At 65.7% G+C, this 20,366-nt stretch carries 15 protein-coding genes and 2 tRNA genes; 9 read left to right on the top strand and 8 right to left on the bottom strand.

Features of this window, described 5'->3' with window-relative positions; translation table 11 throughout:
- Positions 1-13 precede the first annotated feature (13 nt).
- From LRC39_RS13075 to LRC39_RS13095, 5 genes are all read right to left on the bottom strand, one after another.
- Positions 14-283 (bottom strand): hypothetical protein, encoded by a 270-nt coding sequence (locus tag LRC39_RS13075; protein WP_107344548.1) that lies wholly within the window; start codon positions 281-283, stop codon positions 14-16.
- Positions 284-428: 145 nt separating this feature from the next.
- A complete protein-coding gene (locus tag LRC39_RS13080; RefSeq protein WP_107355655.1) occupies positions 429-1,466 on the bottom strand; it encodes a cysteine synthase A in 1,038 nt (345 codons plus the stop codon).
- A 108-nt stretch (positions 1,467-1,574) separates the two neighbouring features.
- The gene (locus LRC39_RS13085; RefSeq protein ID WP_346294595.1) at positions 1,575-2,804 is read right to left on the bottom strand and encodes a cyclopropane-fatty-acyl-phospholipid synthase family protein; all 1,230 of its coding nucleotides are present in this window, start codon (positions 2,802-2,804) and stop codon (positions 1,575-1,577) included.
- 59 nt (positions 2,805-2,863) lie between these two features.
- Positions 2,864-3,709 (bottom strand): DUF1365 domain-containing protein, encoded by an 846-nt coding sequence (locus LRC39_RS13090; RefSeq protein WP_346294596.1) that lies wholly within the window; start codon positions 3,707-3,709, stop codon positions 2,864-2,866.
- A 2-nt stretch (positions 3,710-3,711) separates the two neighbouring features.
- Positions 3,712-5,025, bottom strand: a complete 1,314-nt coding sequence (locus LRC39_RS13095) for an NAD(P)/FAD-dependent oxidoreductase (protein WP_346294597.1) — start codon at positions 5,023-5,025, stop codon at positions 3,712-3,714.
- Between the two features lie 434 nt (positions 5,026-5,459).
- On the opposite strand from LRC39_RS13095, the gene LRC39_RS13100 reads away from it, so the two are divergent.
- The 8 genes from LRC39_RS13100 (at position 5,460) to LRC39_RS13135 (ending at position 18,337) form a co-directional block, all read left to right on the top strand.
- Positions 5,460-6,908, top strand: coding sequence for an efflux transporter outer membrane subunit (locus tag LRC39_RS13100; protein ID WP_346294598.1), 1,449 nt, complete (start codon positions 5,460-5,462; stop codon positions 6,906-6,908).
- Complete coding sequence (locus LRC39_RS13105) at positions 6,898-8,262, top strand: efflux RND transporter periplasmic adaptor subunit (RefSeq protein WP_346294599.1); 1,365 nt, start codon at positions 6,898-6,900, stop codon at positions 8,260-8,262. The genes LRC39_RS13100 and LRC39_RS13105 overlap by 11 nt, the downstream gene beginning before the upstream one ends.
- A 76-nt stretch (positions 8,263-8,338) precedes the next feature.
- Complete coding sequence (locus LRC39_RS13110; RefSeq protein ID WP_107355661.1) at positions 8,339-11,470, top strand: efflux RND transporter permease subunit; 3,132 nt, start codon at positions 8,339-8,341, stop codon at positions 11,468-11,470.
- Complete coding sequence (locus LRC39_RS13115) at positions 11,470-14,577, top strand: efflux RND transporter permease subunit (protein WP_346294600.1); 3,108 nt, start codon at positions 11,470-11,472, stop codon at positions 14,575-14,577. Before LRC39_RS13110 ends, LRC39_RS13115 begins: the two co-directional genes overlap by 1 nt.
- A 7-nt stretch (positions 14,578-14,584) precedes the next feature.
- Entirely contained in the window at positions 14,585-15,316 is a 732-nt protein-coding gene (locus LRC39_RS13120; protein WP_346294601.1) for a tRNA-uridine aminocarboxypropyltransferase, read from the top strand.
- A 105-nt stretch (positions 15,317-15,421) separates the two neighbouring features.
- Positions 15,422-15,495 (top strand) — tRNA-Cys (locus tag LRC39_RS13125).
- Positions 15,496-15,731: 236 nt separating this feature from the next.
- Positions 15,732-17,201 (top strand): MBOAT family O-acyltransferase, encoded by a 1,470-nt coding sequence (locus tag LRC39_RS13130; RefSeq protein ID WP_346294602.1) that lies wholly within the window; start codon positions 15,732-15,734, stop codon positions 17,199-17,201.
- Positions 17,202-17,203: 2 nt separating this feature from the next.
- Positions 17,204-18,337, top strand: coding sequence for an alginate O-acetyltransferase AlgX-related protein (locus tag LRC39_RS13135; protein ID WP_346294603.1), 1,134 nt, complete (start codon positions 17,204-17,206; stop codon positions 18,335-18,337).
- 19 nt (positions 18,338-18,356) lie between these two features.
- Here LRC39_RS13135 and LRC39_RS13140 read toward each other — a convergent pair whose 3' ends face one another.
- The 3 genes from LRC39_RS13140 to LRC39_RS13150 form a co-directional block, all read right to left on the bottom strand.
- Positions 18,357-18,533, bottom strand: coding sequence for a hypothetical protein (locus LRC39_RS13140; protein ID WP_199851737.1), 177 nt, complete (start codon positions 18,531-18,533; stop codon positions 18,357-18,359).
- Positions 18,534-18,723: 190 nt separating this feature from the next.
- On the bottom strand, positions 18,724-19,095 hold the full coding sequence (locus LRC39_RS13145; protein WP_346294604.1) for a hypothetical protein: 372 nt from the start codon (positions 19,093-19,095) through the stop codon (positions 18,724-18,726).
- Positions 19,096-19,285: 190 nt separating this feature from the next.
- Positions 19,286-19,360, bottom strand: a tRNA-Asn gene (locus LRC39_RS13150).
- Between the two features lie 254 nt (positions 19,361-19,614).
- Between LRC39_RS13150 and LRC39_RS13155 the strand changes: the two genes are divergently transcribed.
- Positions 19,615-20,280, top strand: coding sequence for a protein-L-isoaspartate O-methyltransferase family protein (locus tag LRC39_RS13155; RefSeq protein WP_346294605.1), 666 nt, complete (start codon positions 19,615-19,617; stop codon positions 20,278-20,280).
- Positions 20,281-20,366 lie beyond the last annotated feature (86 nt).

Consider the following 20,366-nt stretch of genomic DNA (forward strand, 5'->3'; position numbering starts at 1 on the left):
GATCGAGGCTGCGCTATCTGATGATGGTCGCCCGCGACGTGTAGCGCTTGGCGCTGCTGACGGTGAACTGGCTGAAGGTTTCGCGGATGCGCTCGGCCGGCGTCATCGCTTCGTCGAAGTCGCTTATCCCCGCCGCGCCTGGCGTGTGTCGCGGGGCATAAAGCCGGCTGTCGTACAGCGACCGATCGAAGCGGTAGCTGTCGTCGCCGAACAGAGCATCTGAGACCAACAGCACAGCAACCGCCGCCACCAGCGTGGCGCCGAACGACCTGAACACGGACATGAGCCGACGCGCTCCTTGTTTTGCGCAAGGATCGGCCGGCGCCATGAAGTTTCAGTTTAATGCGCAGCGCCCCGTATGAGCACGGTTGGCGGCGGGTTAACGCGGTCGCTCAGGATGTCGCGGCCGCGCCTGCGGCCCTCGGCATTCAGGCCTGCTCGAACGGCACCTGGATCGTGCTCTTGGTCTCCATCCAGTCCGGTACCGGCAGGTTCTTGCTGCGCATGAAGTCCGGATTGAACAGCTTGGACTGATAGCGGCTGCCGTAGTCGCACAGGATGGTCACGATGGTGTGGCCGGGGCCGAGATCCTTGGCGAGGCGGATCGCACCGGCGACGTTGATGCCGCTCGAGCCGCCGAGGCACAGGCCTTCGTGTTCGAGCAGATCGTAGATCAGCGGCACTGCTTCATCGTCGGGGATCTGATAGGCGTCGTCGATCTGCGCGCCTTCGAGATTGGCGGTGACGCGGCCCTGACCGATGCCTTCGGTGATCGAAGAGCCTTCCGACTTCAGCGCGCCGTTCTTGTAGTAATTGTACAGCGCCGAGCCCAACGGGTCGGCGAGCACGATGCGGACCTTCGGATTGAACTGCTTCAGGCCGATCGATACGCCGGCGAGCGTGCCGCCGGAGCCGACCGCGGCGACGAAGCCGTCGACCTTGCCATCGGTCTGATTCCAGATTTCCGGAGCGGTCGTCTCGATGTGGGCCTGGCGATTGGCGACGTTGTCGAACTGATTGGCCCAGATCGCGCCGTTCGGCTCGGTCTTCGCAAGCTGCGCGGCGAGGCGGCCGGACAGCTTCACGTAGTTGTTCGGATTGGCGTAGGGGACGGCCGGCACCTCGATCAGTTCGGCGCCGCACAGCCGCAGCATGTCCTTCTTTTCCTGGCTCTGCGTATTCGGGATCACGATCACGGTGCGGAAGCCGAGCGCGTTGGCGACCAGCGCCAGCCCGATGCCGGTGTTGCCGGCGGTGCCTTCGACCACGACGCCGCCGGGGCGCAGCGCACCGCGCTTCACCGCATCCTGGATGATGAACAGCGCAGCCCGATCCTTCACCGACTGGCCCGGATTCATGAACTCGGCCTTGCCGAGAATGGTGCAGCCGGTCTGTTCCGACGCGCGCTTCAATTTGATCAGGGGCGTGTTGCCGATGGCGTCGACGACGTCGTTCTTGATGCTCATGCTGTCCGGCTGGTGACGTTGCGGGCCCTCAAGGTAAGAGACCGCGCGGCGCGAGACAAGGCACGCATGCCGCTGCATTGAGCAAACGCGGCGACCATGCAGCCGAGATCAACCCGCCTTTGCGAACACCACTTGGCGGACGTCGATGTTTCCGGACAGGAAGCCGGCTTCGCAATACGACAGGTAGTATTCCCACAACCGGCGGAAGCGGTCGTCGAAGCCTTGCGACGTCAGCTTCGGCCACGCGGCGCGGAAATTGTCTCTCCAGGTTGCGAGCGTCTTGGCATAATCTTCTCCAAACACCCGCTCGCGCACCACCGGCACGCCGAACGTCTCGCCCAGCGATTTCAGCACGCCCGGTGAGGGCAGCATGCCGCCGGGGAACACGTAGCGCTGGATGAAATCGACCTCGCGCCGGTAAGTCTGGAAGAAGCGATCCTGGATGGTGATCGCCTGGATACCGACCAATCCGCCCGGCATCAGCCGATCGCGCAACTGTGAGAAGTATTTCGGCCAGAATTCCTCGCCGACCGCTTCGATCATCTCGATCGAGGCGATGCGGTCGTAGCGGCCGCGCTCGTCGCGGTAGTCCTGCAGCCTGATCTCGACCTTGTCGGCGAGTCCGGCCTCGAACATCCGCTTCTGCGCGAAATCGCGCTGTTCCCGGCTGATCGTCAGGCCGACGAGGCGGACGTCGAAGGTCTTGGCGGCATATTCGGCAAAGCCGCCCCAGCCGCAGCCGATCTCGAGCACCGACTGTCCCGGCCTGAGGTCGATCGCCTCGGCCAGCCGCTGATATTTGTTGATCTGCGCCGCGGTCAGATCGTGGGTGTGATCTTCGAACAGCGCCGACGAATACGTCATGCTCGGATCGAGCCAGGCGGAGTAGAACTCGTTGCCGATATCGTAATGGGCGTAGATGTTCTTGCGCGCCTGCCGCTTGGTGTTCCGGTTGAACCAGTGCCGCACCATCTGCACCAGCCGCATCAGCGGATTGTCCGCCAGCATCGCCTGGATCATCTCGTGATTGACGCAGAACAGATACAGGAACTGGGTGAGATCGGGCGTGTCCCACTCGCGGTTCAGATAGGCCTCGGCGATTCCGATGTCGCCGCCATTGATCAGCCGCGACGCAAACGCGTAGCTGTGCAGCCGCATCTCGGCGGCGGGGCCGGGCTCGGTGCCGCCGAGACGAAAGCGGCGGCCATCGGGGAGGGTGACGTCGAGCGTGCCGCGCTGCAGCCGCGCACCGAACGCCAGCGCCATCCGGACCAAGCGCGGCAGATCGGCCACACGGTCATCGACGTTGTCGGGGGTCAGCGCTACTAACTCGGACATTCCAGTTCCATTGCTTGCGCCCAGCGGGACGGGAGCAACGCCGGGCTCATACTTTAGCTTTAGTGAGTATAAGCATCGTGACCGCCGGCTGCAAAGCCGGTCGGAGGCGGCGGCGACGCCGGACGCGGAACGAGCTTGGCGCCCTTGATCCACAGCCGCAGCGCTTCCCAATGGATCGCGGCGATCACTTTCAATGTCATCAGCGGTAGCGCGAGGAATGCCTGTAGCAGCGATGCCGTCGACAGAACCCGCTGCGTGCCTGCAAAAGTGGCAGCAAGCACCGGACCCTCCGCGTCGGTCTCGAGAATCCGCAAGCGTACGATTTCGCCCGGCGGCACGATGCGGAAGTGATAGCGCATCGCCATCTCGATGAAGGGCGAGACGTAGAACAGCTTGTCCTGCTCCTGCCGCAGACCGGCTGGCCCGAGTTCGCCGGGACTCACGGGCAGCACATAAGGATGGATGTCCCCGAAGGTATTGCGGACTTCGTAGATCACCACCGCGAGGGCGCCGGAGGCGTCGTAGCAGAAGTACACCGACAGCGGATTGAAGGTGTAGCCGGCGATCCGCGGATAGGTCAGCAGCAGCACCCGGCCGCCGCTGAGATCGACGCCCTTCGCCGCGGCGCTGGCCTGAGCGTAGGCGCGCAGCGAGGTGCCGTCGCGCGGACCGTGATCGGTTTCATGGAAGCTGTACAGCGCCCGCCGGTTGACGCCGAATAGCGGCGACATCCGGTCGGCCTCGTCCAGACGATCGAGATCGATCAGCAGCGACATCACCCGGTATTGGAAACGGTGCCCAACCGGCTTCAGCCGCGCATGCATCACATCGCCGATATACAGCGACGCGGCCGCTGCGGGCGGCGCGCCGCGGGTCGACAAAGTTGAGGCGGCGAGGGCGGCCATGGTTATTCGGCCGCTTCGCGGAATTCCGACGGCGGGCCGCGCCACGGCACCGGAGCGCCGAGATGTTCGGCGACCGCAAGACCCGAACGAAGCCCGTCTTCATGGAAGCCGTAGCCGGTCCAGGCGCCGCAGAACCAGGTGTTGCGATGGCCCTGGAGCTCGCCGACGCGGCGCTGCGCCGCAAATGCCTTGGCGGTGTATTGCGGATGGTCGCAGGCGTAGCGGCCGAAGGTCAGTTCGGGCGCGGGCTCGAACGGCGGGTTGAGGCTGACGAACAGCGGCTTGTCCGCATCGATGCCCTGCAGTCGGTTCATCCAATAGGTGACGGCGACGTCGTTGACGGGCGAGCCCTCGCGCTGCCAGCGCAGGAAATTCCACGACGCCCAGGCGCGCTTGCGCGTGGGCATCAGTCGCGGGTCGCGATGCAGGTACACCATGTTCGGCGCGTAGCCGATGCTGCCGAGAATGTCGCGCTCGACGTCGCTGGCGTCCGAGAGCATTGCCAGCGCCTGATCGCTGTGGGCGCCGATCACCACGTGATCGAACACGCCGAGGCCGCCGAGGCTGTCGCGGACGATCACGCCTTTCGGCGAGCGCTCGATCGAGGTGACGGCGGCGCCGAGCCGCATATCCTCCTTGAAGGCGCTGGTCAGCTTCTCGACATAGCGCGCGCTGCCGCCCTTCACGGTGCGCCAGATCGGGCGTTCGTAATGCAGCAGCCGATGGTTGTTGAAGAAGGCGACGAAATTCTCCGCCGGGAAATCCAGGATCTGCGACGCCGGCGCCGACCAGATCGCGGCACCCATCGGCGCCAGATAATCGGTCAGCAGTCGCGGCGCGAATTTGCGGCTGGTGAAATAGTCGCCGAGCGACAGGCCGGCGAGGGCGCCGGTCTTGAAGTCTTCGACGCTCCGCTCGTTGAAGATCAGGATGTGGCGGAGCATCTTCAGATATGACGGCGACAGCAGATTGCGGCGCTGCGCGAACAGGCCGTCCGCCGTTTCCAGCCAGTTCGATCCACCGCCCTTCCATTCGAATCGTCCGGCGTCGGCGCTGACCGAAAAGCTCATGCAGCTTTCGACGGTCTCGACGCCGAGATGGGCGAACATCGCGGTGAGGTCGGGATAGTTGAGCTGGTTGTAGACGATGAAGCCGATGTCGACCGGGATCGAGGTGCCGTCGTAATCGACCGTGACGGTGTGGCTGTGGCCGCCAGCGCGCAATTCGCGCTCATACACTGTGACAGGATAGCGCTGAGACAGCGCCCACGCGGCAGCATTCCCCGCGATCCCCGTTCCGACGATAGCAACGCGCATTCCAAGCCCCCTCTAGCCCACCGGCGACCGAGTTACGGCATCCAGGCTCGAGAGTTTCAGCACGTCCGGCAGCGAAAAAATTCGAAGGGCGGGCAGGGAATCGTCCTCGGACGGCCGTATCAGCAGATGAAATCTTTGTAAGCTTTGCCGCATTCGGCGGGGCCGTCAAGCTGAGGGAACACCGATGGAATCGGGAGAATCGCACCGCCGAAGCCGGCTCAGGCGGCGGGATACCGGAAACAACTTGTCACTGAACGCGGCGATGACGGCCCTGTGCGTCGGCGTTTCCGCCCGTTACAATGGCGGCTGGCTTTCAAACAGCAGTCTTCCGTGATCGAGTTGCAAGTGACTGGCAGAGAACATCGTGCGCCGAAGTCGATCGTGGCGCGGCGTGCGCGGCTTTACGCCGCGCCGGGAGATGGATCGCGCCCAGCATGAGCACCACACTTCGCTACCTTGGCCGCGCAGCCCGACTGGTGGTGGCCTCGGCGCTGGTCGCTGCGTCCGGCGGCTGCATCCTCACGCAAGATCTGCCCGATCCCGCGCTCGACCTGCCGAATCGCTACAAGGCTGCGTCGCGCACCGCGGTCGAGAAGCCGCCGGCTCTGGATTGGTGGCGCGGCTTCCGGTCGGCCGAGCTGACGCAACTGATGGAAGAGGCGCAGACCGTCAATCTCGACGTCGCCGCCGCGGTGGCGCGTATCCGCCAGGCGGACGCGCAGGCGCGGATCACCGGCGCGGCGCTGCTGCCGAGCCTCAGCGCCAGCGGCAACGGCAGTCAGGTCAAGACCTCGGGATCGAACATCTCCAACACCACGATCGCCGGCCGCCGCTACAGCACCTATTCGTCGTCGCTCAGCGCATCTTACGAGATCGATTTCTGGGGCAAGAACCACGACGCCGCACTTGCGGCCGAGGAGACCGCCACCGCGAACCGGTTCGACCGCGACACGGTGATGCTGACCACGATGGCGAGCGTCGCCAACGCGTATTTCCAGGTGCTCGCCGCGCAGGACCGGATTCGCACTGCCGAAGGCAACATCAAGAGCGCCAGCCGGATTCTCGACGCGATCAAGCAGCGGCTCAAAGCCGGCACCGGCACCGATCTCGACGTGGCACAGCAGGAGAGCGTGCTGGCGAACCAGCGCGCCGCGCTGCCGCCGCTGCGGCTGACGCTGGCGCAGAACGTCAACGCGCTGGCGACGCTGGTGGCGCGCCCGCCGGAGAGCGTGAAGGTCGCCGGCGGTTCGCTGACGCGGTTGTCGTCGCCGCGGGTGACGCCGGGGCTGCCGTCCGATCTGCTGACGCAGCGGCCCGATATCCGCCGCCAGGAAGCGCAGCTTGCGTCCGCAACTGCGAACGTCGGCAGCGCGCGGACGCAGTTCTTCCCGACTATCCAGCTCACCGCGCAGGGCGGCTATCAGAGCGCGGCGCTGGCGTCGCTGTTCACGCCGCAGGCGACGTTCTCCAACATCGCCGCGGGGCTGACGCAGCCGATCTTCGATGGCGGCCGCATCCAGGGCAATTTCGATCTGACGCAGGCGCAGCAGGAAGAGCTGCTGCAGACCTATCGCAAGACCGTGGTGTCGGCATTCGCGGATGTCGACAACGCGCTGGAGTCAATCAAGCAGAACACCGAGCGGCTGCGGCTGCAGCGCGAGGTGGTGGCGTCGTCGCGGCGGGCGTTCGATCTCGCCGAACAGCAGCTCCGCGCCGGCACCAGTGACATCGTCACGGTGCTGAATACGCAGCTCACGCTATTCCAGGCCGAGGACGCGCTGATCCAGACGCAGCTTGCGCGCTTCCAGGCGATCGTCAGTCTGTTTCAGGCACTCGGGGGCGGCTGGGAGCCAAAGATGGAAAGAACAGCCGATGCTCTTTAAGCCGGATGCGAAGGATACGTCCGGCGCCGGGCCCGGACGCAACGGTTGGGGCCAGCGCCTGCGCCGCCGCAGCGTGTCGCTGCTGCTGGTCGTGGCCATCCTCGGCGGGCTCGGCTTCATCGCCTGGCGTGCGATCCAGACCAAGCAGGCGGAGCGGCGGATGCCGCCGGACCTCGCGGTCCCGGTGTTGGCGGCGACGCCGAAGGTTGCCGACGTGCCGGTGTATCTCGACGGCGTCGGCTCCGTGAAGGCGCTCGCCACCGTGACGGTGCGCGCCCAGGTCGACGGCAAGCTGATCGCGGTGAATTTCACCGAGGGGCAGGACGTCAAGGCCGGCGACGTGCTCGCGGAGATCGATCCCGCGATCTATCAGGCGCAATACGATCAGGCGGTCGCCAAGAAGGCGCAGGACGAAGCCCAGCTCGCCAACGCTCGGATCGATCTGGCGCGCTATCAGCAGCTCGCGGCCTCCAATGCCGGCTCCAAGCAGCAGGCCGACACCCAGAAGGCGACCGTGGCGCAGCTCGAGGCGCAGGTGCGCTCCGATCAGGCCGCGATCGATAATGCCGCGGCGACGCTGAGCTACACCAAGGTGGTGGCGCCGATCTCGGGTCGCGCCGGCCTGCGCCAGGTCGACAAGGGCAACATCGTGCACGCCTCGGACGCCACGGGCATCGTGGTGCTGACGCAGCTCAAGCCGATCGCGGTGCAGTTCAGCCTGCCGCAGCAGCAGATCGTGCGGGTCAACGCCGCGGCTGCCGAAGCGCCGCTCCCGGTCGACGTGTTCGGCAATGACGGCGTCAGCGTGGTCGATACCGGCATGCTTAAGGGGATCGACAATCAGGTCGATCAGACCACCGGCACGGTGAAGCTGAAGGCGGAATTCCCCAACGCCAAGCTGCAGCTCTGGCCCGGCCAGTTCGTCAACGTGCGGCTCAAGGTCGACACCTTGAAGCAGGCGATCGTGGTGCCGGTCTCCGCCGTGCAGCGCGGCCCCGCCGGGACGTTCAGCTACATCATCGGCGAGGACAACATCGTTCATGCCCGCCCGGTGAAGGTGACGCAGCAGAACGAAAGCGAGGCCGTGGTCGCCGAGGGGCTGACGCCGGCCGACCGGGTGGTGACCACCGGCTTTGCCAATCTGGCCGACGGCGCCAAGGTGACGATCGGCGATGCCAGCCAGATTCCGACCGCCGATCTCGCTCCGCAGAAGCGCCGTCGTCCGCCGGGTGCTCAGGGCCAGGGAGGCAACGAAGCCGGCGAGGGGCAAGGCAAGCGCCGCCGCGGTGAAGCCGGGCAGCAGGCACCGGCCGCAGGCGGAGCCCCGTCGTCGGGTGCGCCCAAGGCGCCCTGACGCGGTCCGCTGCCAGCGCGACGGTGGCGGATGCCGGAGCGCGAGACGTCAGGACGCAACGCTGAGGTGAGTTTTCATGGGCGTATCTGAGCCGTTCATCCGACGTCCGATCGCGACCTCGCTGCTTGGCGTGGCGCTGATGATCGGCGGTCTGCTCGGCTATCTGGCGCTGCCGGTGTCGGCCCTGCCGCAGGTCGATTTTCCGACCGTGCAGGTGACGACCCAGCTCCCAGGCGCGAGCCCTGACGTCGTGGCGTCGTTGATCACGGCGCCGCTGGAACGGCAGCTCGGCCAGATTCCGTCGCTGACGGCGATGACCTCGACCTCGTCCTATGGCGTCAGCCAGGTGTCGCTGCAGTTCGACCTCAACCGCGATATCGACGGCGCGACCCAGGACGTGCAGGCGGCGATCAATGCGGCCGCCGGCATTCTGCCGAAGAACCTGCCTTACCCGCCGGTCTATGCCAAAGTGAATCCGGCCGATGCGCCGGTGATGACGCTGGCGCTGACCTCGACCACAGTGTCGCTGCGCACCATGAGCGACCTTGCCGACACGCTGATGGCACAGCGGCTGGCGCAGATCTCCGGTGTCGGCCGCGTCTCGGTGCTCGGCGGGCTGAAGCCGGCGGTGCGGGTGCAGGCCGATCTGGCCCGGCTCGCCGCTTACGGCATCTCGATGGAGGACCTGCGCACGGCGATCGCCAACGCCAACGTGTCGGGGCCGAAGGGCTCGCTCGACGGCGCTCAGCAGGCCTACACCATCGCGGCGAACGACCAGATCGCTGCTGCGGATGCGTACCGGCCGATCATCGTGGCGTATCGCAACGGCTCGCCGGTGACGATCGGCGACGTCGCGCAGATCGTCGACGGGCTGGAGAACGAGCGCACCGGCGCCTGGTACCAAGGCACACCGGCGGTAATCCTCGACATTCAGCGCCAGCCCGGCGCCAACGTCATCGATGTGGTCAAGGGCATCCGCGCCGAAATTCCGCGGATCCAGCGGCTGGTGCCGGCCGGCGTCAAGCTGACCGTGGTCAGCGACCGCACCGAAACCATTCGCGCCTCGGTGCACGACGTGCAGTTCACGCTGCTGCTCAGCGTGGTGCTGGTGACGCTGGTGGTGCTGCTGTTCCTGCGCTCGATGCGTGCCACCATCATTGCCGGCGTGGCGCTGCCGCTGTCGCTGATCACCAGCTTCGGCGTGATGTATTTCATGGGCTTCAGCCTCGACAATCTGTCGCTGATGGCGTTGACGATCGGCACCGGCTTCGTCGTCGACGACGCCATCGTGATGATCGAGAACATCGTCCGCCACATGGAGGACGGCGAGAGCCCGATGCAGGCGGCCCTGAAGGGCGCCAGCGAGATCGGCTTCACCGTGATCTCGCTGACGATGTCGCTGATCGCGGTGTTCATCCCGCTGCTGTTCATGTCCGGGCTGGTCGGCCGGATGTTCCGCGAATTCGCGCTGACGCTGACGATCGCGGTCGTCACCTCGGCAATCGTGTCGCTGACGTTGACGCCGATGATGTGTTCGCGGCTGCTCAAGCACGCCCGCGACGAGCGCCAGGTGCCGGGGCTCGCCACCATCACCGCCTGGATCGATCGCGGTGCGGAGGCCTATCACCGCAGCCTGCTGTGGGTGTTGAAGCATCAGCGCGCCACGCTGGTGGTGACGTTCCTGACCATCGCCGCGACGCTGGTGCTGTATGCGATCGCGCCGAAGGGCTTCCTGCCGCTGCAGGACACCGCCTCGATCACCGCGGTGACAGAAGCGGGCCCTGCGGTATCGTTCGCCGAGATGAAGGCGCGGCAGACCGAGACCGCCCAGGCGATCGAAGCCGATCCGGATGTCGTCGGCGTGGTGTCGGTGATCGGCGCCGGCTCGGTCAATCCGACGCCGAATGTCGGCCGGCTGGTGCTAACGCTGAAGCCGCGCGGCGACCGCAAGTCCGACGTCGGCGAGGTGATCGAACGGCTGAAGCAGCGCGTCGCCGGCATTCCCGGCATGACCGTGTACTTCCAGGCCGTGCAGGACGTGCAGATTTCGACCCAGGCCAGCCGGTCGCAGTATCAATACACGCTGACCGCGACAGATGCGGCGCTGCTGTCGCAATGGGCCAATCGGCTGCTCGGTGAACTGCGCCGCGATCCGCTGTTCCGCGACGTCTCGACCGAGGCGCAGGAGGGCGGCCTGCGGGCCGCGCTCGACGTCAACCGCGAGCGCGCCGGGCAACTCGGCGTCAGCGTTCAGGCGATCAACGACACGCTCAATGACGCCTTCGCGCAGCGGCAGATTTCGACGATCTACGGCCAGGCCAACCAGTACCGCGTCGTGCTGGAAGCGATGCCGGTCTATCAGCAGGACCCGTCGATCCTGTCCAAGCTGTATGTGCCGGGCAATGCCGGCGCCCAGGTGCCGATCTCGGCGGTCGCCGAGTTGAAGCGCACCATCGCGCCACTGGCGATCTCGCACCAGGCGCAGTTCCCGTCGGTCGCGATGAGCTTCAATCTTGCGCCCGATGCGTCGCTCGGTGAGGCGTTGAAGCGGATCGAAACCATCGAGAAACAGATCGGGATGCCCGGCAGCATCGTCGGGGTGTTCTATGGCGACGCCGCCGAATTCTCCAAGGCGCTCGCCGGCCAGCCTTGGCTGATCCTGGCCGCGATCGTGGCGATCTACATCGTGCTCGGCGTGCTGTACGAGAGCTACATCCACCCGATCACCATCCTGTCGACGCTGCCGTCGGCCGGCGTCGGTGCGATCCTGGCGTTGATGCTGTTCGGCCAGGATCTGTCGGTGATCGGCCTGATCGGCATCATCCTGCTGATGGGCATCGTCAAGAAGAACGCCATCATGATGATCGACTTCGCGCTCGAAGCTGAGCGCGGACAGGGGATGTCGTCCTACGAGGCGATCGTTCAAGCCTGCCGGCTGCGTTTCCGGCCGATCATGATGACGACGCTGGCGGCCTTGTTCGGCGCGCTGCCGCTGGCGGTCGAAAGCGGTACCGGGTCTGAGCTGCGGTTTCCGCTCGGCATCTCGATCATCGGCGGTTTGCTGCTCAGCCAGTTGCTGACGCTGTACACCACGCCGGTGATCTATCTGGCGCTCGACCGCATCAACCGGAAGCTGGAGCGGGCATTGCCGCCGGTCCCGCCGGCGACACCATCGCCGCCGCTGGCCGGCGCCGGGGAGGGGCTGTAATGGCCTCGATGTCCGACCCGTTCATCCGAAGGCCGGTCGGCACCACGCTGCTGGCGATCGGATTGTTTCTGGTCGGCATGGTGGCCTATGCGGTGCTGCCGGTGGCGGCGCTGCCGAACGTCGATTTCCCAATGATCATGGTGCAGGCGTCGCGGCCTGGGGCGGCGCCGTCGGTGATGGCCTCGACCGTCGCGGCACCGCTGGAGCGCCGGCTCGGCGAAATCGCCGGGCTTGATCAGATCACCTCGACCAGCTCGCTGGGCAACACCCGCATACAGCTGCAGTTCTCGATCGGCCGCAACGTCGACAGCGCCGCGCGCGATGTGCAAGCGGCGATCAACGCCGCGGTCAGCGACCTGCCGACCGACCTGCCGACGCTACCCAAGTTCCGCAAGTTCAACTCCGCGGCGGCGCCGGTCTATATCTTGGCGCTGACCTCCAAGACGATGCCGGCGAGCGCGATCTACGACGTCGCCGACACGGTGTTGGCGCAGCGCATCTCGCAGGTGCCGGGCGTCGGCGACGTCACGGTCTCCGGCGCCGACCAGCCTGCGGTGCGGATTGCGCTCAACCCGGTTGCGCTGTCCAACGCCGGCATCTCGACCGACGATGTCCGCACCGCGATCATCAACGCCAATCCGGTGGGCCCGGTCGGCTCATTCGACGGGCCGCGGCTGACCGAAACGCTGTCGACAAATCCGCAGATGCGCACCGCGGAGGAATTCCGCAGCATCGTCATCAAGAGCGATACGAACGGCACGGTGCGGCTGTCGGATGTCGCCACCGTCAGCGACGCGACCCGCAACGCCCGCACCATCGCCTGGTACAACAAGCAGCCGGCGGTGATCATCCAGATCACCAAGCAGGGCGACGCCAACGTCATCGAGACCGTCGACCGGGTCAAAGCGCTGCTGCCCGAGCTGAAGCAGTGGATTCCGGCGGGTGTCGATATCTCGGTGCTGGCCGACCGCACCGGCACGATCCGCGCCAGCGTCGACGACATGCAGTGGACGCTGCTGGCGACCGCGGTGCTGGTAATGGCGGTGGTGCTGTTGTTCCTGCGCCGGCTGACGCCGACGATCGCCGCCGGCGTGTCGGTGCCGCTGGCGCTGGCCGGGACCTGCGCCGGGATGTGGATCAGCGGGTTTTCGATCAACAATTTGTCGCTGATGGCGCTGGCGATCGCGGTCGGCTTCGTCGTCGACGATGCGATCGTGATGATCGAGAACATGTACCGCAACCTCGAGCGCGGCATGGCGCCGCTGCCGGCCGCGATGGAGGGCGCCCGGCAGATCGGCTTCACGGTGCTGTCGATCAGCCTGTCGCTGGTGGCCGCGTTCGCGCCGCTGATCTTCATGGACGGCCTGATCGGCCGGCTGCTGCGCGAATTCTCGCTGACGCTGACGTTTGCGATCGTGGTCTCGACGGTGGTGTCGCTGACGGTGACGCCGATGATCTGCGCCCATTACATCCGCGCCGAAGCGTTGCCGAAGCAGACCTGGTTCGATCGCGCGGTCGAAGGCACGCTGAACCGCATCGTCGGCTTCTACGCCTGGACGTTGCGTGGCGTGCTGTCGGTGCCGTGGCTGACCGTTGTGGTGTTCATCGCCACCATCGCGCTCACGGTGACGCTGTATATCAAGGTGCCCAAGGGCTATTTCCCGATCGACGATTCCGGCTTCATCATCGGTTCGACCCGCGCATCGGCCGACATCTCGTTCCAGTCGATGCGGACTCTGCAAGAGGAGCTCGCCGACATCGTGATGGCCGATCCGGCGGTGAGCGGCGTCGGCTCGGTGCTGGGCGGCGGCGGGCCGGGCGCCGGCGGCGCCAATCGCGGCACGATGTTCATCAATCTGAAGCCGACCGCCGAACGCGAAGGTGTCACCACCCAGATGGTGATCGATCGCCTGCGCCGGCAGCTCAGCCGCGTTGCCGGCATCCGGCTGTTTATGTTCGCCGCCCAGGATCTGCGCGGCGGCGGCCGCTCCAGCGAATCCAATTATCAGTACACGCTGAGCAGTCCCGATCTCGACCTGTTGCAGAAATGGGCGCCGATCGTCGCCAAGCGGATGCAGACGGTCGACGGCATCACCGACGTCACCAGCGATCGCGACGACGGTGGCCTGCAGCTGACGCTGTCGATCGACCGCACCATGGCGTCGCGGCTCGGCGTGCGGATTCAGGACATCGACAACGCGCTCAACAACGCATTCTCGCAGCGGCAGATCGCGACGATCTACACCCAGCGCAACCAGTATCAGGTGGTGCTGGAGATCGATCCGAATTTCCAGACCGATCCGACCGACCTGAAGAGGATCTACGTCGACAGCACCAGCGGCGATCAGGTGCCGTTGTCGGCGGTGGTGCGCGCCGAGCGCGGGCTGGCGGCGCTGGCGGTCGCCCATACCCAGGGCGTGCCGTCGACGACGGTGTCGTTCAACACGTTGCCCGAAGTGCCGCTGCAGGAGGCGACCGCCAACATTCAGCGCGCGGTCGATGAACTGCACATGCCGGAGGGGATTCGCGGCTCGTTCGACGGGAATGCCGGCGATTTTCGCGCCACCTCCAACAAGCAGCCTCTGCTGATCCTGGCGGCGTTCATCGCGATGTATATCGTCCTCGGGGTGCTCTACGAGAGCCTGGCGCATCCGCTGACGATCATCTCGACGCTGCCGTCGGCGGGGTTGGGGGCGCTGCTGGCGCTGCTGGTCACCGGCACCGAGCTGTCGGTGATCGCTTTCGTCGGCATCATCATGTTGATCGGTATCGTCAAGAAGAACGGGATCATGATGGTGGACTTCGCGCTGGAGGCCGAACGCGACCGCGGCCTGCCATCCGCAGACGCCATCTTCGAAGCCTGTATCGTGCGATTCCGGCCGATCCTGATGACCACGCTGGCGGCGCTGTTCGCCGCCATTCCGCTGGTGGTCGCGGTCGGCCCCGGCACCGAGCTGCGCCGGCCGCTCGGCATCACCATCATCGGCGGGCTGTTCGTATCCCAGGTGCTGACGCTGTATACGACGCCGGTGATTTATCTGTTGATCGACCGGGTGCGGCAGCGGCGCTGGCGCCGCGGTGCGCCGGCCGCAGTGCCGGCGGGGTAGGGACGAGATGACCACCGAACACGAGACACCTGCGGCAGAGCTGGGCGCGCCGGAGCCCGAGTGCGAGCGCTGCGGCAAAGCGCTGCCGCTGTGCATCTGCGACACCGTCGAGCCGATCGCCAGCCGCATCCAGCTTCTGATTCTGCAGCATCCGCAGGAGCAGGATCGCGCACTCGGCACCGCGCGGCTGACCGCGCAGCATTTCAAGAACGCGGTGGTGCGGATCGGGCTGTCATGGCCGAGCCTGTCCAAGGCGCTCGGCCGTACCGTGCACGATCCGTCGCGCTGGGCGGTGCTGTATCTCGGTTCGGCCCGCGCGGTCGAATTGGCCGAGGGGCGGGAGATCCTCGCGGTCGACGCCAAGGGCCAGCCCGAGCCGTATCAGGACATGATCCTCGACGAGATCGAGGGCGTGGTGCTGCTCGACGGCACCTGGAGTCAGGCCAAGGCGCTGTGGTGGCGCAATGCCTGGATGCTGAAGTGCCAGCGGGTGATTCTCGACCCCGCGGCGCCGTCGCGCTACGGCCGGCTGCGCAAGGAGCCGCGCCGCGACGGGCTGTCGACGCTGGAAGCCGCCGCCATGCTGCTGTCGCGGCTGGAGCATCGCCCGGAGATCGAGACTGCCTTGCTGTCAGCCTTCGACCGGATGCTGGCGCGGTTCAAGCAGGTCCAGGCCGAGCGGCCGGATCTGGCCCCGAAGCCGAAGAAGCGCGACTGGCGCCGCAAGAAGCGCGGGTGAGGGCGCGCGCCCGCGCCGCGGCCTGACGCGACGATCTCGATCGCTGCAACGTGCTGTGCGACGGTTGCCTATCGCCGTTCGGCCGTATATGAGTTCGCCGCGTGGGGCCACGTGGCGGAGTGGTTACGCAACGGTCTGCAAAACCGTGTACACCAGTTCAATTCTGGTCGTGGCCTCCACTTTCCAATCAAGCACTTAGCCGATCTTCCTGAGACTCGACCGGAACCGCGTCGAGTCGCGCGCTGTTGCGCGCGGAATCGGGTCACGCGCGAATGCCCCATCCAGCGAAAAGTCCTGGGGACAGAGGCGGCCTTGAACAATCGGGGGCGGTCGCGCAAGGAGAAGGCGCACCAAACGACGGGGCGGCGATGCCGGAGCGCAACTGCAGGAGCTGGGAAGCGAGGGCGATGGCCTGATGCTGTTCAGTTCGCCGGTCTTCCTGTTCCTGTTCATGCCGCTGCTGCTCCTAGTCTATTGGAGCGTGCCGCGGCCGCTTCGCAACAGCGTGCTGCTGGTCGCCAGCCTGGTGTTCTATGCCTGGGGCGAGCGGTTCTTTGCGCTGGTGATGCTGGGGTCGATTTTCGGCAACTGGCTGCTCGGGCTGGCGCTCGATGCCCTGACAGACCCGGGCCGGCGCAAGCTAGTGGTGGCCGCCGCGGTGGTGCTGAACATCGGCCTGCTTGCGGTGTTCAAGTATTCAGAATTCCTGATCGCGAACCTCAACGCGCTGCTGGAGACGGTCGGAATCGCCCCGGTCACCATTGTGGCGCCGCATCTGCCGCTGGGGATTTCGTTCTTCACCTTCCACGCGCTGTCTTATGTGATCGACGTCTATCGCGGCGTCGCCCGCGCACAGCGCCGGCCGGTCGACTTCGCGCTGTACATTGCGTTCTTTCCGCAGCTGATTGCCGGCCCGATCATCCGCTATCACGACATCTCCGATCAGCTTCGGCGCCGTCCGGTGACGCTGGAGCTGGCGGCCTCCGGGCTCGAGCGGTTTTTGGCCGGCTTCGGCAAGAAGATGCTGCTGGCCAATCCGCTCGGAGAAGTCGCCGACCGGATCTTTGCGTTGCCGGCCGCCGACCTCAGCCCGGGCGCGGCCTGGCTCGGGCTGCTCTGCTATACCTTGCAGATCTATCTCGACTTCTCGGCCTATTCGGACATGGCGATCGGGTTGGCGCGGCTGTTCGGCTTCACCTTCCTGGAGAACTTCAATTATCCGTATCTGTCGCAGTCGCTGCAGGAATTCTGGCGGCGCTGGCACATCTCGCTGTCGAACTGGCTGCGCGACTATCTCTACATCCCGCTCGGCGGCAACCGCGTGCCGCCGTGGCGGGTGTATTTCAATCTCGCCACCGTGTTCCTGCTGTGCGGGCTGTGGCATGGCGCCAACTGGACGTTCGTGGTCTGGGGCCTGATCCATGGCCTGTTCCTGATCTTCGAACGGCTCGGACTGGCGTCGCTGCTGGCGCGGATGCCGCGGCCGGTGCGGCACGTCTACACACTGGCCGTGGTGTCGCTGGCCTGGGTGTTCTTCCGCGCCACCGACCTGTCGCACGCGATCGCCTATTTGCGCGCGATGGTCGGGCTCGGCGCCGGCTGGTCGCTGGATTTCGTCGGCAATGTCGATCCGCTGGTCGTCATCTGCCTGGTGATGGGAAGTCTGGCGAGTGCTGCGGCGTTCAGCCCGCTGACCGCGGACTGGCGGCTGCGCCGGGAGCAGAACCAGGGCCGGGTGCATCCCGACATCAGCACCTTGCAGATCGGCGGTGATGGGACCCTGATGATGACGGGCCGGTTGATCGTGCTGCTGACGATCGGCCTGCTGGCCAGCAGCCAGGTCGCGGCCGGCACCTACAATCCCTTCATCTATTTCCGGTTCTAGCGATGCAGCGAACCCCTTTCACCGTTCGGCTGTACTGCGGCGCCCTCGTGGGCCTCGTCGCGGCGTTTTCGTTCGCGTCGCTGATCGCGATGACCTTCAAGCACGCCGAGATCAGCATCGGCGAGAAGCGCGCGCTCACCCAGCTCCCAGGATGGCCGCGCACGGTGGCGCAGTGGGACAGCTTCCCGGAGCGGTTCGATGCTTATTTCAACGACAATTTCGGCTTGCGAAAGCTGCTGCTGCGGCTGAACTCGAACTTCACCACGGTGATGCTGGGACGCTCGCCGTCGGACAAAGTGGTGTTCGGCAAGGACGACTGGCTGTTCTACGCCGGCGACAATTCGATCGAGCTGTATCGCAACCAGCGTCCTTTCAGCACGCTGCAGCTTGCCAATACCGAAGCTGCGCTCGCGTTGCGGATGCGCCCGCTGCAGGCGGCCAGCCGGCCATATCTGTTCGTGGTGGTGCCGGACAAGCACACGATCTATCCGGAGATGATGCCGAGCTTCATGTCGCGGCGCGATCCGCCGTCGCAGCTCGACCAAGTCGTCGCGATGGCGGAAGCTGCGCGCCTCCCGGTGCTCGATCTGCGCGCCACGCTGCGGCAGGGCAAGGCCGACGGGCAGGTGTACCTCAAGGACGACTCGCACTGGACCGATTGGGGCGCGTATCTCGGCTATCGCCGCATCATGGCTGCGCTGCCGCTGACCGATCTGCCGGTGCTCGATCTCGATGCGACGCAGTTTGCGATTCCCTCGGACCACGCGGGCGATCTCGCCGGCATGGCGGGATTGACGCGGCGGGAACCGACCCGGCTGTCGGAGCTGCCGGCCGATCGCTGTGCTTTCACCGCGACGGCGTATCAGCCGGTGGGCGACGACATTTCGATCGGGCGGACGTTTTGTCCGCAGGCCAAATACAAGATCATGTTCATCGGCGACTCGTTCACCGAAGCACTGGTGAAGTATCTGTCGCGCAGTTTTGGTGAGGTGGTTTATGTCGCCCGGTCGGGCTTCAAGCCGTCACGCGAGATCGCGCCGTTGATCGAACGCGAGAAGCCAGATCTGGTGATCGAGGAGCTCGCGGAGCGGCATTTGGATTCGCTGGCGGACACCGTCGCGCAGGAAGGCCGCTAGGGCGGCAGCAGCGCCTCGCTCAGCAGGAGGCGTACCAGTCGGACGGGAAGGGCAGCAGCGGCCATTCGACCGAATTGTCGTTAGCGGCGCGGCGCATCGTCGCCACCACGTTCGGCCGCACGACGTTGTCCTGCGTGCTTTCCGCAACGGCGTCGCTGATTGATTCCAGCAACAGATCGTATTCGGCTTCGCTCATGTTCGGCTCCCCTGTCCGAACCTGAGTGTGGCAAAAACTGTTGTGGGGCCGGTTGAGCCGATCGCTACAATTTTAGCGATCGGCCTTCGTCGTGCGGTGTGTGGTGAGCTGATCCGCAACGGATGCGGTCAAGAACAAAGCCGCCCCCGGAAGGAGGCGGCTCGGTTCGACCGTTATGCTGAACGGCTGCTTACTGGCAGAGATGCATCCGTCCGTCTTCGCCGCGGAACGTGGTGCCGGGCAGACAGACGAAGCCGTTGCGCTCGGCGTAACTGCGCATGTCGTAGTTGCCCTGATAGCCGGCCTCGAACGGCGCCGTGGCGATGGCTCCCGCCGCGCCGATCGCGCCGCCAACGACGCCGGCAGCCACCTGGCCCGGCCAGAACGCGTTGCTGTCGCGCCAATTGCGCTCCTGGTAACCACGCTCCTGATAACCCTGATAACGAGTGCTCTCGCCGTAGAGCTGGCCGCGCATCTGCGTCGGCTGCTGAGCCGAGGCGGCGCTGGTCAGGGCCGCGGCGCCCGCGAGCACGGCAGCGGCAAAGGTGATCGGCTTCAACATCTGTGGTCTCCCTCTTTGTTTCCGATGCCGACGCAACGTGCGTCGGCGCGAGAACGTTCCGGGGACCAGGGGAGGCGGAGTCACAGCGGCGTGAAAGGTCGCTGGCGCGCCGCTGTGAGGGAGCTGGCGCATCCTCGGGAGCCCACGAGCTAGCGTGGGCGTCACGACCTGCAATGATGGAAAATGAGAATGGCTCCCCGGGCCGGATTCGAACCAGCGACCAACCGGTTAACAGCCGGTTGCTCTACCACTGAGCTACCAGGGAACATGCGAAGCAGCGCTTCGCGGGGCAGCGTATAACAAAGCCGTTCGGCGTTGGAAAGCAGAAATCGGTCGATCCACACCGGCCGTTTTCCGCCGCAACGCCGCGGCGAGCCGCCGTGACGGCGAGGGCTATGTAGGGGATGATCTGCGCCGCGTGAAGCCCCCTTTGCACTAAATCTGTTGAGTGCGGCGACATGTTGCGTTTTCAGCGGCGTTGCAGCATGGATGGCGCGGGTTTCACGCAGGGGATCGAGGATGTTGGAATTCGAGCGCGCGCGGCAAAACATGGTCGACGGGCAAATTCGGCCTGCCAGCGTGACCGATTGGCGAATCATCGATGCGATGCGGGCGCTGCCGCGCGAGGCATTCGTGCCGGAATCAAAGCGCGAGCTGGTCTATCTCGACCTCGATCTCGAGATCGAAGGCCACGACGGCCACAAGCACTTCATGCTCAATCCGATCATGACCGCGCGGATGCTGCAGGCTGCCGAGCTGCAGCACGACGACCGTGTGCTCGTGGTGGGCTGTCCGACCGGGTACATCGCGGCCGTGGCGGCGAAGCTGGTTACCCGCGTCACCACGACGATCGATGACGAATCGCTGGCGCAACGCATCCGCTCGACGCTGCCGGCGCTCGGTGTGTCCAACGTCAACGTCCGGGTCGCTGACGCGGCGAAGGGCGATCTGCATGACTCGCCGTTCGACGCGATCCTGCTGTGCGGCGCCACCGAGGTCGAACCGACCGCGCTGTACGATCAGCTCAAGCTCGGCGGCCGCCTGGTCGGCGCCTTCGCCAACGGTCGGCCGCAGCGTGTTACCGTGGTGACCCGTTCGCACGGCGACTACGGTGCCCGCATTCTGTTCGATGCGTCGATTCCCGTGCTGCCCGGTTTGGAGCGCGCGCCGGCCTTCGAATTCTGACGCAAGCGGCCGGATTCTTTAGAGGAATCATACCTGTGGCGCGAATGCCCCAGCTCGCAAGTTTCGTTGTGCACCACGGCCGGGGG

It is taken from the genome of Rhodopseudomonas sp. P1, assembly GCF_039642825.1.
GTDB lineage: Bacteria > Pseudomonadota > Alphaproteobacteria > Rhizobiales > Xanthobacteraceae > Rhodopseudomonas > Rhodopseudomonas palustris_H.